Source organism: Microcoleus sp. LAD1_D5 (genome assembly GCF_036702115.1).
Lineage (GTDB): Bacteria > Cyanobacteriota > Cyanobacteriia > Cyanobacteriales > Microcoleaceae > Microcoleus.
In genome coordinates, this window is sequence record NZ_JAUBSA010000024.1 from 34786 (window position 1) to 49208 (window position 14423).

The following is a 14423-nucleotide window of genomic DNA, read 5'->3' on the forward strand; positions in this document are numbered from 1 at the left end:
GATAATCTAATTAAAGGTTCTAAAAGTCAGGAATATTAGCATGGTATACAAAAGCATACATACTTCTAGTGCAGTTGCAAAGCCCATTAAAGATGATGATGATGATTCCTACGTTGACTATTTTTATGACGATCAGGGCGCGCCGCCGGGAAGTCTCCACTTAGAAGCCGATGCGCCGCCTCCAGAAATTGTATTAATTGACTATTGCAAGGCAACAGCTACTCGCTCACACTTGGCAAATCCTCAAGACGCTGCTGCCTATTTAGATACAGAATCTGTGTCTTGGGTCGAGTTGTTAGGATTGGGAAATAAAGAAACTTGGCAGCAAATGGGTGAAGTGTTTAATTTGCATCTAATAGCTCAAGAAGATGTAGTTAATGTTCCCCAGCGACCGAAAGTTGTAGACTATGAAGATCACCTTTTAATTATTGCTTGGATGGTGATGTTACACCCAAAATCTGAGGATTTTCATAAAGAACAAGTGAGTTTTATTTTGGGAAAACATTACCTATTAACTGTTCAAGAAGAACCGGACTATGATTGTTTTGACCCCGTGCGCGATCGCATTCGTAAAGGAAAAGGAATTATCCGCCAACACGGAGCAGATTATCTGGCTTATACTCTGTTAGATTCGATTATAGATGGATTCTTCCCAGTATTAGAAGTGTACGGAGAACGTATAGAAGAACTAGAGGATGAAGTGGTGGCGAGGCCGACTCGCAAAACCCTCGAAAAAATCTATAAAATCCGCAGAGACTTGCTGACGCTGCGCCGCGCAATTTGGCCGCAACGAGATGCAATTAATGTGCTAATTCGAGATAGCAGCCATTTGATTAGTCCCGAGGTGCGAATTTACCTGCGCGACTGTTACGATCACACCGTGCAGGTGATGGATATGGTGGAAACTTACCGCGAATTGTCTTCGGGTTTGATGGATGTTTATTTGTCTTCTGTTGGCAATAAAATGAATGAAATTATGAAGCTGTTGACAGTGATTTCTAGCATTTTTATACCTCTAACTTTTGTGGCGGGAATCTACGGGATGAATTTTAATACAGAGAAATCTCCTTTTAATATGCCGGAACTGAACTGGTATTTGGGCTATCCGCTTTGTTTGGCGCTGATGGGAACGATCGCCTCGGGTTTAATTTACTTCTTCTGGCGCCGCGGCTGGTTTGAAAACTTTTCTACTGTGAAAGATGACCGAGGAAGGTAACGAGCGATCGAGTATAATAACTCCGGGGAGAAAGTAGGCGCAGGCGGTTGCGGATTAGCGAAAGCTTGTCTGAGGAAAGTCCGGGCTCCCGAAAAACCAAACTTGCTGGGTAACGCCCAGTGCGAGCGATCGTGAGGATAGTGCCACAGAAAGATACCGCCCCCCAATTTGAGATTTGAGATTTGAGATTTGAGATTGCATCAAAAATCGAACATCAAAAATCGCAAAGTGTTAGGGGGTAAGGGTGCAAAGGTGCGGTAAGAGCGCACCAGCAGCATCGAGAGGTGCTGGCTAGGTAAACCCCAGTTGGGAGCAAGGTCGGAGGGACTATGGTTGGTTTTTTACCAGTTCCGTTTTTTGGTACTGCTTGAGGCGTCTGGTAACAGGCGTCCCAGATAGATAACTGCCCTCGAAAACTGCTTGCAGTTGAGAGAACAGAACCCGGCTTATGTCCGACTTTTTCCCCACCCAAATTTGGGTAAGGTGCTTATGGGCAGACTTGTCAAGGTGTAGTTAAGGTTTTTGCGTCATCGTAACCGTTGAGCTTTATTCTTGATATGTTATTTATTGCTAATAATCTATCAAATAAAGAAGATTTATCGATCGCCCGAAGCAAAGATTTCCAGGGTGTGAGGCACTTCTTAACCACCTTGACAGAGCGGACTATAAGCACCAGGAGGACTATTTAGTTTTTTAATAAAAAGCTTTTTAGTGATATGAATTTGATACCATTTTCAAAAAATCATGCAACTTTAGACAAGCTCCTATCCCGGATAGTCATCCGTCATTCGCAATTATAAAATCTAAAATCTAAAATCTAAAATCTAAAAGGGTATGATTTATCCAGGTCGCCAAAAGCAACTTGAAACATTAATTCAAAAATTGGGACTGACGAAGAATGCTTCGATAAAGTGGCATCTCATAGATTTAGCTTTGACTCATGCGAGCGCATCAGCTAAGGCAAATTACGAGCAACTAGAGTTTGTCGGCGATGCAGTGGTGCGGCTGGCTGCGTCGGAATTGTTGTTTGAGATTTATCCAGACTGTACAGTGGGGGAATTTGCTGCTATTCGATCGATCTTGGTGAGCGATCGCATTCTTGCTAAAATCGCTGAAAGTTACGGGTTCGATCGCTATTTAATTGTTTCCAGCAGCGCCGCCTCGGACAAAACAGGCGCTGAACCCCGACTGGCCGATGCTTTGGAAGCGGTACTGGCTGCGCTTTATTTGAGTACCCAGAGCTTAGAATTAATTCGCCCTTGGCTAGATTCTCACTTTCAACGCTTAGCGACAGAAATCCGCAGCGATCCGGCCCGCCAAAACTACAAAGCTGCTCTCCAAGAGTTGACTCAAGGCAAATACAAAACTTTGCCCAAATATAGCGTGCAAGAAACCGGGACAGTGCAGGGCGGCGAGGATCGTTTTACCGCAGAAGTTCTCATTCAGGGAAAGTTGGTAGCAGAGGGAAAAGGTCGATCGATCAAAGCGGCTGAACAAGCAGCGGCTCAGGCAGCTTTCAATAAATTAGTCAGTTGACAGTTGACAGTTGACAGTTGACAGTTGACTGTTGACTGTTGACTGTTGACTGGTGTTATCAGTTATTGGTTATTTGTTGGCTGCTACCAATAGCCAATAACCAATAACTCCTGCCAACAGTCAACAGTGATTTTTTTGAGTTAAAACATAGATAATAATAACAAAATATGCTATAATTTATGTGCTATTTTTGTTATTATTATCAATGAAAATCGGAATAGCTGTATTGGGTGCAGGTCGCTGGGGAGTTAACTTAATTCGCAACTTTCTCGAACATCCCAATAGCCAAGTTTTAGCGGTGGTAGACCCGAATCGAGATTCATTGGCGGCCGTTCAAAAACAGTTTAATCTCGATGCCTCGGTGATTCTAGCTACCGATTGGTCTCAAGTCCAAACCTTGCCGGGACTGGAAGCTGTGGCGATCGCCACTCCAGCTTCCACACACTACACCCTCGCAGCAGCAGCGCTGAAACAAGGCTACCACGTCTTAGCAGAAAAACCCCTCGCCCTCAACCTCACTGAAGCAATAGAACTCTGTCAATTAGCCAAAAAACAGCAGCGGCAACTCTTCGTTGACCACACTTATCTGTTTCATCCAGCAGTTGATCGAGGCCAAAGAATTATTCAACAGCATCAACTGGGAAAATTGCGCTACGGTTACGCCCAGCGTACGCATTTTGAACCGGTGCGCCATGATGTTGATGCCCTTTGGGACTTGGCGATTCACGATATCGCTATTTTCAATACTTGGTTGGAACAAACGCCAATTCTAGTAAGGGCGATCGGCACTGTTTTTCCGAAGGAAGAAGGAAGGAGAAACAAGGAAGAACGAAGAGGGAAAAAGAAAGAAGGAATAAATCAAGAATCAGCAGAAATTGAAAATCAATTTTCTCCTTCACTGCTGACTACTTATCCTGCAGAAAAACTAGCAGATTTAGTTTGGGTAACGCTCACCTATCCCGACGGATTTCAAGCATTTATTCACCTGTGCTGGCTAAATCCAGACAAACAACGGCGCTTAACAGTTGTTGGCAGTTTGGGAACCTTGATTTTTGACGAAATGTCGCCAGAAACTCCCCTGATTTTGCAGCGCGGCAATCCAGATAGGGGAGGCGAAGAGAATAACTCTTTTGAAAGTGCGTTAGCGAAGCCCGCCCCTACGGGGGCTACGCCAACGAAGAGGATCGCGCCGCAGCCAACGGGCCTTAAACACCGCGAAGTGTTGAGTTTAGAACAAGTAGAACCCCTGAGGAGAGTGTGCGATCGCTTCCTCAACTGCGTGGAAACAAATACCCCCTGTCTTACCTCTTCGGGCGCGGCCTCCGTTGAATTAATCCGCATTCTCAGCACTTTGAGCAAATCCCTCGAACTCGGTGGACAGCCCCTAATACCATTTTAGATTTTAGATTTTAGATTTTAGAGTGGGAAAATCACTCCTCAACTTTTGAAATTTCCCTTTTCCGTTACTAAGTCCGGGCTGTGAAAATAAAAACTTGACTGCTGATTAACAGGCAAAGAAATCATCACCGTAGTACCTTGATTCACGCCCGCGCTGTGCAGGGTAATGCTTCCGATCATAGATTCCATTATCCTTCGCGAGATAGCCAAGCCCAAACCGTTACCGCCAAACTTGCGAGTTGTAGAACCATCAGCCATCACAAAAGGTTGAAACAATTTCTGCTGGTGATCGGGATCGATACCAATTCCCGTATCTTTAATTGTCACCACCACCCAATCGCTTTGACCGCTGGTGCCATTCGTAGTTTCCCCACTGCCGTTAAAACTACCAGAATTAGTCCTCGACTCTAGCCGCACAGATATATTAATGCTGCCCGACTCTGTAAACTTAACGGCATTGCTCAAAACATTTAAAAACACCTGTTTTAGCTTCTCCGGATCGGCATGAACAATAATCGGATCATGAGGAGCTGGCAAACTTAACTTCAAGCCTTTTTCCTCGATAGGAGTCGCTTGCAAATCAATCGCGTCTTCAAGTACCTGAGTAATATCAACTACTTCTAACATCATGGAGAACGTGCCGGATTCTATTTTAGCAATGTCCAAAATATCATTAATAATATTGAGCAATTGCATGGACGAGTCGTGGGCCCGCTGTAAAAATTCCATTTCTTCATCTCGGTCATCGCAGTAGCCGTCCCGCACAATTTGAATAAAACCAATAATCCCGTTGAGCGGCGTTCTCAATTCGTGAGAAATATTACCCAAAAATTCATTTTTTAATTGATTGGCAACTTGCGCTTCTTTGGTTGCGACTTCCAATGCTTTTGCCCTGGATCTGAGACCCTGCACCATGCTGTTTAGTGCTTCTGATAGTTGATTGAATTCCCTAATTTGGAAATCTTGGGGCACTGTCTGCGACGCTTCTGTATCTACTTTCATCGCGTAGTCTCTCAGTTTTTCCACAGGACGCGCCAAGTCGCGAGACAGATATAAAGTCGCGATGATACTAGCAGCAACCAAACCGACAATTAAATTAAATAAAACTTGCTGAATTTCTTCCAAACCTGATAGAGCGTAATCTAAACGAGAGACAGCTAAAATAATCCACTTGCTGTTCTCCTGTGTAGTTGAAGGACTCGGGATAGCGGCGTATCCTGCTAGCAACTCTACACCATTTCTTTCAAAGGAAAATAGGTGGAGAAAAGCTGTTCCGCCGGCGATCGCCCTTCTGACAATACTTTTTAGTCGATCGGCATCTGCCTCTTGGGCGATATTGCGGCCCACGCGGTTGACATTCGGGTGCGCCAAAATCGTCCCATCTTGGTCGATCGCCACCGTATAGCCGGCTAAAGAACCCTTGGGAGCGCTGGTTTGCACAGGCAAGGCCGACTGCAAACTCAAAGCATAACTCAACTGCAGGGTATTGCCCCGACGAATGTAAACAGGAGCGCTCAACACCAAACTCGCTTGGCTATCGCGGCCTTCTTTACCCGCATCGGGAAAATCCTCAGCCCCCAAAGTCACTTTCTGATCGTTTGCTGTTCCCTGTTGCTGCTGAGGTAAGGACAGGCTGATGTAAACGCTCTTCTCGTCCAGCAGCGTTTGCTGCTGCTGTACGGACGGCCAAAATTTGGCCGGCAACGACTGAATCGGCTGCTGCCCGCAAGTGCTTGCGATCACTTGATTTGTCTTTAAATTAGTCAATTGCAAGCAATCAACCTGCGTTGGCAACCGCTGCCCTAATTGCGCGATAAACTTTTGATAATCCTTCGGGTCTACCGACTGCAACATCGAGCTTTCCGAAGCGCCGATCAGATTTGACTTCAGCGATTTCGCCCACTGTTCAATAGTTTCTGCTTTTCTGACTGCACTTTCTGTCAAGTTTTGACGAGCAGTTTCCAGAAGAGTCGAGCGTGCCTTGCGATAGGTAACATACTCCCCCACCAGTAGAACAGGTACGCTGAGCAACAAAATCCGCGACAGTAAAATACGGCGAAAGGAGGATTGACCTAACTTAACCATAGGAAATATCTAAATTAAGGTGCAACACCCAACAGCGACCATTAAAGTGAAATAAACCAGACCGAAAGCGTGAATCTGTCTAGGGGGCTCTGCTGACTGGACAACACAGCTTCAGAACAACATTTAAACACAATTATAGAAGCCACTGTAGTAATCTCGATTCTAAGTGTGTGGACCCAAAGATGCTCAGCAATTTGTTGGCAAATGCCTGTGATTTCGGTCACACTTCCCTTCTCACTTCTCGGATCGACTGGCACCCGATCGCCCCAGGGCACATTTTTCAGGCTGGAAAAACCGTCGGGTGGACATACCGCAGTTGCTTGAAGCTAAAATCGTATGGATGCACTCGCCCCAAATTAACAGGCAAAAAGTTCGGTTTCCGGCTAGTGTACAGAGAGAATTATTGCTCGATCAGACTTTTTCTTTCCGAATGCCTTCGAGAGATGGGCCAGAGATGGGCGATGCAAGATTTTGCACCCTGCGAAAGATTTCTTTTGCCATCCGGTTGATTCGGTGACAATAATTCACCTGTCCAACAAAAAGAATGAGACGATCAAGCTGCCGATCGACTCTGACAACCCTAATGCGGGGAACCTTGGCCCAAACAGTGCACCCACACTCCCTAAATTCGCGGTCTCGGCAATAATCTCCATAGCTTAATCCATGAAAAAAAACTTTAGCATTTATACGTATTATTACACAAACAACCGTCCGAGATATCATCACGCTTATTTGATATCTCCCCTTTGAGAAAGGCTAGCGACACTTTAGGAGGTCAGCAAGACACAACTCCGAGTTTTGGATCTCGGCTGCGGTAATAGCAACCTCAGTCACGTCATCGCAGAGCACGGCTGCGAAGTTATCGGCGTTGACACTTCTGCACCCGGAATTGCCCTCTCCCGTCAAAGTTTCCCCGATTGTCAGTTGATCCAAGCAGATATTTACGACCGGCCAGATACCGATATTCTAAACTCATTTGATGTTGTCTTAGCTATTGAAGTAATCGAACACTTGCTTTATCCTAAAGAACTAGCAAAAACTGCAAAAAGATGCCTCATTTGGGAGAAAAACTAATTATTTCCACACCCTATCACGGCTATTTAATAAATCGGGCTTTAGCGATTTTTGGTAAACTAAATAAACATTTAGCCGCTCTTTGGGATAACGGCTACATTAATTTTTTTTCAGTAGAGACGCTGACCAAGTTATTAACATCTGAAGGATACACCGACATAAAATTTAAATTTGCTGGTCGGCTTTCCTATCTTGGGAAATCACTGTTAGGCTCTAGTATTTTCTCGGTATAAGCGGAAAAAATATGAGTTTAGAGTTGTGAGTTTTCAGCCAATTAAGTTTTCGGAATATACCACCAGCCCTCATGAAAAGTAAAAGATAAGTTTTATGGTGAAATGGTGAAACAAATAAAATGACTGTTGGCGTTTGGATATTAGGCGATTAACTTTGGCAGAACCAAGCTGTTCTCAACCGCACAGATGATAAATCTTCCCTACTGGGATTTCCTAGCGCGCCACCGCGACAAACTTCAGTCGATCGGTCGCATGAGCTTTATCTTAGCCAATCTCGACAAAATGCCGTCGGCAGAATTGGCAACCATCCGGCAAAAAGCGGCAGAGTGGCACTTAGGAAGTCAGTAGTCAGTAGTCAGTTGTCAGCAGTCAGCAGTCAACAGTCAACAGTCATTAGTTATTTGTTATTTGCTATTTGCTACCAATGCCCCATGCCCCATGCCCCATGCCCCATGCCCAATGCCCCATGCCCCATGCCCCACGCCCCATGCCCTTTGCAATTCTTATTTTTTCCCTGACTTTTCCCTAAACATTCCACAGCGTTTCCACAGGCAAGTCTGAGGTTTTCCACAGATGCGACACAGTTTTCCACAGAAATTAACGGTACGGTAGCATCTTGCTGCGGAATTGGGGATTTCCTTAACTTGCTGCCTAATTCCTCATAACCCCCCCCACTACATAAAGATATGTAACAAAAAATGCCCTGAAAAGCTGATTATTTGGTAAACCTTTTTTTTATGTAAAGAACTTTGTAATATTTCGCAACATTGACAAACCCACCCCCTCATAGCGCACAATGATGCGACCGACCTAAAAAAAAGCGCTCTGATTTCGGCTGTGCCTGCACCTGTATCCGGCCGAAGGGGGGGTTCTGTTTTCAATTTATTAGCGAGACTAAAAAAAATGATGAACCCAACAGTCAGTATTTTTGCTGAAATTCCCGAAACGCTGCACGATTCTCTCAAAACTTACCTGGAAACCCATCCCGAATGGGATCTAGACCGAGTATTTTGCGCGGCCCTGTCGCTGTTTTTGTTGCAGAATGCCGATAGCGGTACGCCTGAAGCTTCGCGCAGTTATCGCCAAGCTGCGAGAGTTTATCTCGAAACTCTGTTTCAATCTCCTCAAGACTTGCACAGCAACAATGTAACTCCGTCGTCGTGAACTACCCAGCGCTGACCTTCGGTACAGTGTGAGCTTCTGACTTCAACGGGGATTGCTTAAAGGATAAGGGGAGAGGGGGAGACGCGGTTTCTGGGAAGGATTTTAGTTGACCGAGAGGGCGCGGACTGCATAGGTGGCAACTTCAGCTTAAAATCCCTGAGAACTATGGCTTATAGCTTAATGCCGAGCCCCATTGCATCTCCCTTAAGAAGGGGACTTTGATAGCTTCAATTCCCCCCGGACTATCAGGGGATGCCGGGGGGATAAGCTGCCTTATTCGTCAAACAGTAGACGGGTAGTACATAAGATGCGCTTGTTTACACCCATGGTGCTTATAGCGCACTCTACAGACTACAAACTAATGGCTGAAGACTACATCATGCCCATGCCGCCCATGCCGCCCATGCCGCCCATGCCGCCCATGCCGCCCATGCCGCCCATGCCGCCCATGCCGCCCATGTCGCCCATGTCGCCGCCGGCTTTTTTCTTCTCGGGTTTTTCGACAATCACAGCTTCAGTGGTCAAAACCATACCAGCAATGGAACCGGCATTTTGCAAGGCCGATCGCACTACCTTAGCCGGGTCAATAATCCCGGCGGCAATCATATCTTCGTACACGTCGGTGAGAGCGTTGTAGCCAACGTTGAACTCGCTCGCCCGCACTCGCTCGATGACGATCGAACCTTCAACGCCGGCATTATCAGCAATTTGACGCAAAGGTGATTCCAAAGCTTTCTTCACCAAGTCAGCGCCTACTTGTTCTTCGCTGTCTAAAGTATCTCTGATCGCATCTATTTTGGTAATCAGGTGAAGTAGGGTCGTGCCACCTCCGGCAACGATACCTTCTTCCACAGCAGCTTTAGTAGCGTTCAGAGCGTCTTCAATACGCAGTTTACGGTCTTTGAGTTCGGTTTCGGTAGCTGCGCCGACTTTAATTACAGCGATGCCGCCGGCGAGTTTGGCGATGCGTTCGGTTAGCTTTTCCTTGTCGTAGTCGGAATCCGTCGCTTCTAGCTGCTTGCGGATTTGCTCGATCCGTTTTAGCACGTCAGCTTTGTGTTCGTCGCCAGCAACAATGATCGTGTTTTCTTTGTCGATCGTAATTTTGCGGGCGGTACCGAGCATTTCTAGGGTTGCGGTATCGATGCTGAGTCCGACTTCTTCGGAAATCAGTTGACCGCCGGTGAGCACGGCGATATCTTGAAGCATAGCTTTGCGTCGATCGCCAAAACCAGGAGATTTCGTTGCTGCGATGTTCAATACGCCGCGGGCTTTGTTGACTACCAGAGTTGCCAAAGCTTCGCCTTCAATATCTTCGGCGATAATTAGCAGCGGTTGACCTGTGCGGGCGATTTTTTCGAGAACTGGAATTAGTTCTTGAATCGAGCTAATTTTTTTGTCGGTAATCAGGATGCGAGCGTTTTCGTACTCAACTTCCATGCGATCGGTGTTAGTGACGAAATACGGAGAAAGATATCCGCGATCGTACTGCATCCCTTCGACAACTTCCAATTCTGTTGTCAGAGACTTCGACTCTTCAACAGTAATTACGCCGTCTTTGGTGACTTTTTCCATTGCTTGGGCAATCATGGCGCCGACTTCTTCGTCGTTACCGGCGGAGACAGTGGCGACTTGAGCAATTGCAGCCCCTTCGACGGGTTTCGCCAATTTCTCGATTTCCAGCACCAAGTGGGCGATCGTTTTTTCAATACCCCGGCGCAGCGCGACTGGGTTTGCGCCTGCTGCGACATTCTTCAAACCTTCGCGAATCAGGGATTGAGCTATAACCGTTGCGGTTGTTGTGCCGTCGCCTGCGATATCTTTAGTTTTGGAGGCGACTTCTTGAATTAAGCGAGCGCCGGCATTTTCTAGGGGGTCTTCGAGTTCGATCTCCCTAGCAACGGTGATACCGTCGTTAACGATTTGGGGAGCGCCGTACTTCTTTTCCAATAGGACGTTGCGGCCTTTCGGGCCCAAGGTGATGCGGACAGCATCGGCGAGTTGATTGACGCCGCGTTCTAGTGCCCGCCGAGATTTGTCGCTAAATGCAACTATTTTGGTCATGTTTGTCTCCAATCGCTTACATTAGCAAATTTAGCACTCTCTGAGGCTGAGTGCTAAGTTGATCGATTTTTGATTGTAGCGCGACTCAACGGTGTGGGGGGTTGCGGGGGCGGATGGGAGATTTGGGCGATCGTTGCCAGTAGCTAAGGACAGGGCAATGCCGTGTCCCCACAGCGGGTAGGGGCACGGCACTGCTGTGTCCTCACAGATATCCTGTCCCGCAGATATAATATGGTTTGTTACATCTCGATCGGGTTTTGGCTCGGCCCCAAACCCAACTTTTATGGCGCGTCATCCCCAAGCAGAATTTTTATTCAAAATTTCTTAACTTGTGTTTTCGGTCATCTACCTTTCGATAGAGCTTCTATTCTTTTTTTTCGACCTTCTACCTTCTATAGCAACCGCCAAGACTATTAGGACGTTCTTAATTGCTGAAAACCTTGGGGAAGATTCCTTCTTCCTTCAGCATCCATCCGTTACATCCGTTACAAAATCCGCTGCCGAACCTTCTTCCTTCTTCCTATGGCTCGTTATTCTCGACTGCAAAAACTCGGCTCTTATATGCGCCCGCACTGGAAACCAACATTCTGGGGCATTTTTTCGCTATTAGTTGTCAATGCTGTGGGCGTTTACATTCCCCTGCTGATTCGGAATTCAGTTGACACTCTCCAAGTTGCGACTAAATTTGACCAAGTTTTCAACTACGTGGCACTAATTCTGATCCTCGCCTCAATTATGTGGGTAATTCGGATGGTGTCGCGGATTCTGCTGTTTGGCGTGGGGCGTCAAGTAGAATTTGACCTCAAACAGCAAATTTTTAACCATTTATTAACATTAGAACCGTCTTATTTTGCGGCTAATACGGTAGGAGATTTAATTAACCGGGCTACTTCCGATTTGGACAATATTCGGCGCTTGGTGGGGTTTGCAGTGCTGAGTTTGGCGAATACGGCATTTGCCTATGCTTTGACTTTGCCGGTGATGCTGGGGATTAATGTAAGGCTGACGCTGTTGGCGATCGCAGTTTATCCTTTAATGCTGGTTTTGGTACAGTTATTTAGCGACAAACTTCGCATCCAACAGTTAGCCGTGCAAGAGGAATTGTCGGCGATGAGCGATTTAATTCAGGAAGATATGAGCGGGATGTCCGTAATTAAAATCTACGCTCAAGAAGAAAACGAACGCCGAGCTTTTCGCAATTCCAATGCGAAGTTGCTATCAGCAAATTTGCAATTAGCAAAAACTAGAAACTTTATTTTTCCACTGCTGGGGGGTTTGGCAAGCATCAGTTTGTTGGTGCTGCTTTCAGCAGGTGGCGGGGCAATTGCTAGTGGTCAAATTAGCATTGGCGATTTTGTAGCGTTGCTGATTTATGTCGAGCGTTTGGTATTTCCGACGGCGCTATTGGGTTTCACAATTACTGCTTACCAGCGAGGAGAAGTGAGTGTCGATCGCATCGAATCAATTCTGACTGTGGAACCGCAAATTAAGGATGCTGCCGATGCAGTTGAACTGGCAACTCCAGTCAAAGGCGAAATTGTGGCTCGCCATCTAAATTATACTTATCCCGGTGCTAATATCCCCGCGCTTAAAGATGTTTATTTTACCATAAAACCGGGAGAAACAGTCGCAATTGTTGGGGCGATCGGATCGGGAAAATCAACTTTAGCTAATGCGTTGCCACGCTTGCTAGATATCGATCGGGGCGAGTTATTTGTAGACGGACAGGATATTACCGAGGTACAATTGACCCATTTGCGCGGGGCGATCGCCTACGTCCCGCAAGAAAGTTTTCTATTCGGCACTACCATCAAGAATAATATCCGCTACGGAAACCCCTTAGCGGAACAGCCGGAGATTGAAGCCGCCGCAAAACAAGCGCAAATTCACGCCGAAATCCTCAACTTTCCGCAGCAGTACAAAACAGTTGTCGGCGAGCGCGGCATTACTTTATCCGGCGGACAGCGGCAGCGGACAGCACTTGCTCGCGCTTTGTTAGTTGACGCCCCGGTGTTAATTTTGGATGACGCTCTTTCCAGCGTTGACAATCAAACTGCTACCGACATCTTGCGAAACTTGGCAACGGGAACAGATCGCAAAACAGTAATTTTTATCTCGCATCAAATGTCGGCGGCGGCCAGTGCCGATCGCATTTTTGTGATGGAGAAAGGAGAAATAGTTCAGAGTGGCACTCACATTGAATTGGTAGGGGAAACAGGGCTTTATCAGTATTTGTGGAACCAGCAAAAATTAGAGGAATTGCTGCATTGACAAGTGACAGATACTTTGATTTATATCAACTCCGGTAGCATCGGAATTAATATTACCCACAGCCTGGACACGGCGCCGTGCCGTGTCCCTACAATTAATCGCGGTAGGGACACGGCACGGCGCCGTGTCCTCTATATAATTCCGGTGCTACCGGAAACGATATCATAGGATTTTGGGGATAAAGAAGCAACCAAATTCATTGCCAAGCGATTTTAATTAGCTACATTACTCAAGGGAATTTCTTCTTGTTCTTGAAATAATTTAATCGATTGCAGACTATCTGAAGCAGCATCCCAAAGAATGAATTGGAAGCAGTCAGGAATATCGCGAATTGTCAGGGATTTTGAATTAGCAAGCAGGTGAATATTAGCATTGTGACAAGCCCGAAGATTATAGTTAGGTATTCGCTCCGAGAGATGATGAATGTTGTGGTAAGCAATATCAGCCGAAAACCAATTGAGAAGAGTTGGTAATTTGAGATAACTGCTGCCTTCTATTGCGCCCAGCAGATAGTCCCAGCCCTCTGTTTTGTGGGCGTAAGAACCCTCAAAGTTATGCTGTACAAAGAAAATACAGATAAATATTGCCGCCGAACAAGTCATGACAATTGAGTAAACACTCCAGAAAAAGCCAAACCCCAGTAAGTTGCTCAGATAAATCCAGCTACCCACAACACAAATATTGTTGAACAGTAAATCCCAAAACTCAGCCGTCGTATACCAATGTTTGGATTTATAAGAAGCAATGATTGCAGATAAACCCATACCAAAATCTTGAGTGAGACAACCAAAAATATGTCTGATAAAACCCGTAATTCCCAAGATTAGCGCGAGTCTTGGCTTAATAATTAGATAGAAAAAACCACCGGGAAACAGCATCAAGGGGTGTCTGAGTAACTGATACATCTTTTGACTAAATGGACTTAGCGCCGCAAATTTTTCGGTGGATATCAACGCCGAAGGGCCTCGGTACATATCCCAATTACCATTATGTTTGTGGTGATAAGCGTGTCCCCTCGACCAGGGGTACTGAGGAATCGCATTGATAATACCTAGCAGAAAACCCATAATGCGATTGACTTTTTTGGAACTAAAAAGAGAATAGTGTCCGCAATCGTGCATCAAAGCGAAACAACGTCCTGAAAAAAGTGTCATCAACACCATTATCGGCGGAAGAAGGAATACAGAAATGGCAGTAGCTTTAAAGGCTAAAAACCATAAGAATATATAAGGAACCACTGTATTGAGTATTTGGCAAGTAGCTGTCAAATTGTTGCTCTTCATATAAGGAGCTAGCACAAAATCTGACTTTTTGATCGCGCTTTTCATTCAGTATGTCTATGGTGTGTGGATAAGTGCTTAGCTTAGCATCAGGATAGGTTC

11 protein-coding genes and 1 other RNA gene are annotated in these 14423 nt (G+C 45.9%); 8 read left to right on the forward strand and 4 right to left on the reverse strand.

The window, feature by feature from the left end; translation table 11 throughout:
- Window positions 1–40: 40 nt before the first annotated feature.
- The 4 genes from corA (at window position 41) to QUA70_RS12700 (ending at window position 4151) form a co-directional block, all read left to right on the forward strand.
- The gene (gene corA, locus QUA70_RS12685) at window positions 41–1216 is read left to right on the forward strand and encodes a magnesium/cobalt transporter CorA (RefSeq protein WP_333330337.1); all 1176 of its coding nucleotides are present in this window, start codon (window positions 41–43) and stop codon (window positions 1214–1216) included.
- A gap of 30 nt (window positions 1217–1246) precedes the next feature.
- An RNA gene (rnpB, locus tag QUA70_RS12690) (RNase P RNA component class A) lies at window positions 1247–1680 on the forward strand.
- 370 nt (window positions 1681–2050) lie between these two features.
- Complete coding sequence (gene rnc / locus QUA70_RS12695; RefSeq protein ID WP_333347392.1) at window positions 2051–2752, forward strand: ribonuclease III; 702 nt, start codon at window positions 2051–2053, stop codon at window positions 2750–2752.
- 205 nt (window positions 2753–2957) lie between these two features.
- Window positions 2958–4151, forward strand: coding sequence for a Gfo/Idh/MocA family oxidoreductase (locus QUA70_RS12700; protein WP_333330333.1), 1194 nt, complete (start codon window positions 2958–2960; stop codon window positions 4149–4151).
- 38 nt (window positions 4152–4189) lie between these two features.
- On the opposite strand, the gene QUA70_RS12705 is transcribed toward QUA70_RS12700, so the two are convergent.
- A complete protein-coding gene (locus QUA70_RS12705; RefSeq protein ID WP_333347395.1) occupies window positions 4190–6235 on the reverse strand; it encodes a sensor histidine kinase in 2046 nt (681 codons plus the stop codon).
- 798 nt (window positions 6236–7033) lie between these two features.
- Here QUA70_RS12705 and QUA70_RS12710 point away from each other — a divergent pair.
- The 3 genes from QUA70_RS12710 to QUA70_RS12720 all read left to right on the forward strand — a co-directional run bounded on the left by QUA70_RS12710 (window position 7034) and on the right by QUA70_RS12720 (window position 8706).
- Window positions 7034–7309 (forward strand): class I SAM-dependent methyltransferase, encoded by a 276-nt coding sequence (locus QUA70_RS12710; protein ID WP_333330326.1) that lies wholly within the window; start codon window positions 7034–7036, stop codon window positions 7307–7309.
- 419 nt (window positions 7310–7728) lie between these two features.
- The gene (locus tag QUA70_RS12715; protein ID WP_333330323.1) at window positions 7729–7890 is read left to right on the forward strand and encodes a hypothetical protein; all 162 of its coding nucleotides are present in this window, start codon (window positions 7729–7731) and stop codon (window positions 7888–7890) included.
- A 558-nt stretch (window positions 7891–8448) separates the two neighbouring features.
- Complete coding sequence (locus tag QUA70_RS12720; RefSeq protein WP_050813024.1) at window positions 8449–8706, forward strand: DUF2811 domain-containing protein; 258 nt, start codon at window positions 8449–8451, stop codon at window positions 8704–8706.
- A 372-nt stretch (window positions 8707–9078) separates the two neighbouring features.
- Here QUA70_RS12720 and groL read toward each other — a convergent pair whose 3' ends face one another.
- Together groL and QUA70_RS12730 are read right to left on the reverse strand one after the other, a co-directional pair.
- Window positions 9079–10770: a chaperonin GroEL gene (gene groL / locus QUA70_RS12725; protein WP_333330320.1), complete on the reverse strand. Its 1692-nt coding sequence runs from the start codon at window positions 10768–10770 to the stop codon at window positions 9079–9081.
- Window positions 10771–10800: 30 nt separating this feature from the next.
- Entirely contained in the window at window positions 10801–10962 is a 162-nt protein-coding gene (locus tag QUA70_RS12730; RefSeq protein ID WP_333330317.1) for a hypothetical protein, read from the reverse strand.
- 330 nt (window positions 10963–11292) lie between these two features.
- On the opposite strand from QUA70_RS12730, the gene QUA70_RS12735 reads away from it, so the two are divergent.
- A complete protein-coding gene (locus QUA70_RS12735; protein ID WP_333330314.1) occupies window positions 11293–13041 on the forward strand; it encodes an ABC transporter ATP-binding protein in 1749 nt (582 codons plus the stop codon).
- A gap of 212 nt (window positions 13042–13253) precedes the next feature.
- Here QUA70_RS12735 and QUA70_RS12740 read toward each other — a convergent pair whose 3' ends face one another.
- Window positions 13254–14369: a fatty acid desaturase gene (locus QUA70_RS12740; RefSeq protein WP_333330311.1), complete on the reverse strand. Its 1116-nt coding sequence runs from the start codon at window positions 14367–14369 to the stop codon at window positions 13254–13256.
- Window positions 14370–14423: the final 54 nt, after the last annotated feature.

What these genes read in the sequence shown, in the direction of transcription:
- corA (WP_333330337.1), top strand. Translation starts at nt 41, where the DNA reads ATGGTATACAAAAGCATACATACTTCTAGTGCAGTTGCAAAGCCCATT.
- rnc (WP_333347392.1), top strand. Translation starts at nt 2,051, where the DNA reads ATGATTTATCCAGGTCGCCAAAAGCAACTTGAAACATTAATTCAAAAA.
- QUA70_RS12700 (WP_333330333.1), top strand. Translation starts at nt 2,958, where the DNA reads ATGAAAATCGGAATAGCTGTATTGGGTGCAGGTCGCTGGGGAGTTAAC.
- QUA70_RS12705 (WP_333347395.1), bottom strand. Translation starts at nt 6,235, where the DNA reads ATGGTTAAGTTAGGTCAATCCTCCTTTCGCCGTATTTTACTGTCGCGG.
- QUA70_RS12715 (WP_333330323.1), top strand. Translation starts at nt 7,729, where the DNA reads ATGATAAATCTTCCCTACTGGGATTTCCTAGCGCGCCACCGCGACAAA.
- QUA70_RS12720 (WP_050813024.1), top strand. Translation starts at nt 8,449, where the DNA reads ATGAACCCAACAGTCAGTATTTTTGCTGAAATTCCCGAAACGCTGCAC.
- groL (WP_333330320.1), bottom strand. Translation starts at nt 10,770, where the DNA reads ATGACCAAAATAGTTGCATTTAGCGACAAATCTCGGCGGGCACTAGAA.
- QUA70_RS12735 (WP_333330314.1), top strand. Translation starts at nt 11,293, where the DNA reads ATGGCTCGTTATTCTCGACTGCAAAAACTCGGCTCTTATATGCGCCCG.
- QUA70_RS12740 (WP_333330311.1), bottom strand. Translation starts at nt 14,369, where the DNA reads ATGAAAAGCGCGATCAAAAAGTCAGATTTTGTGCTAGCTCCTTATATG.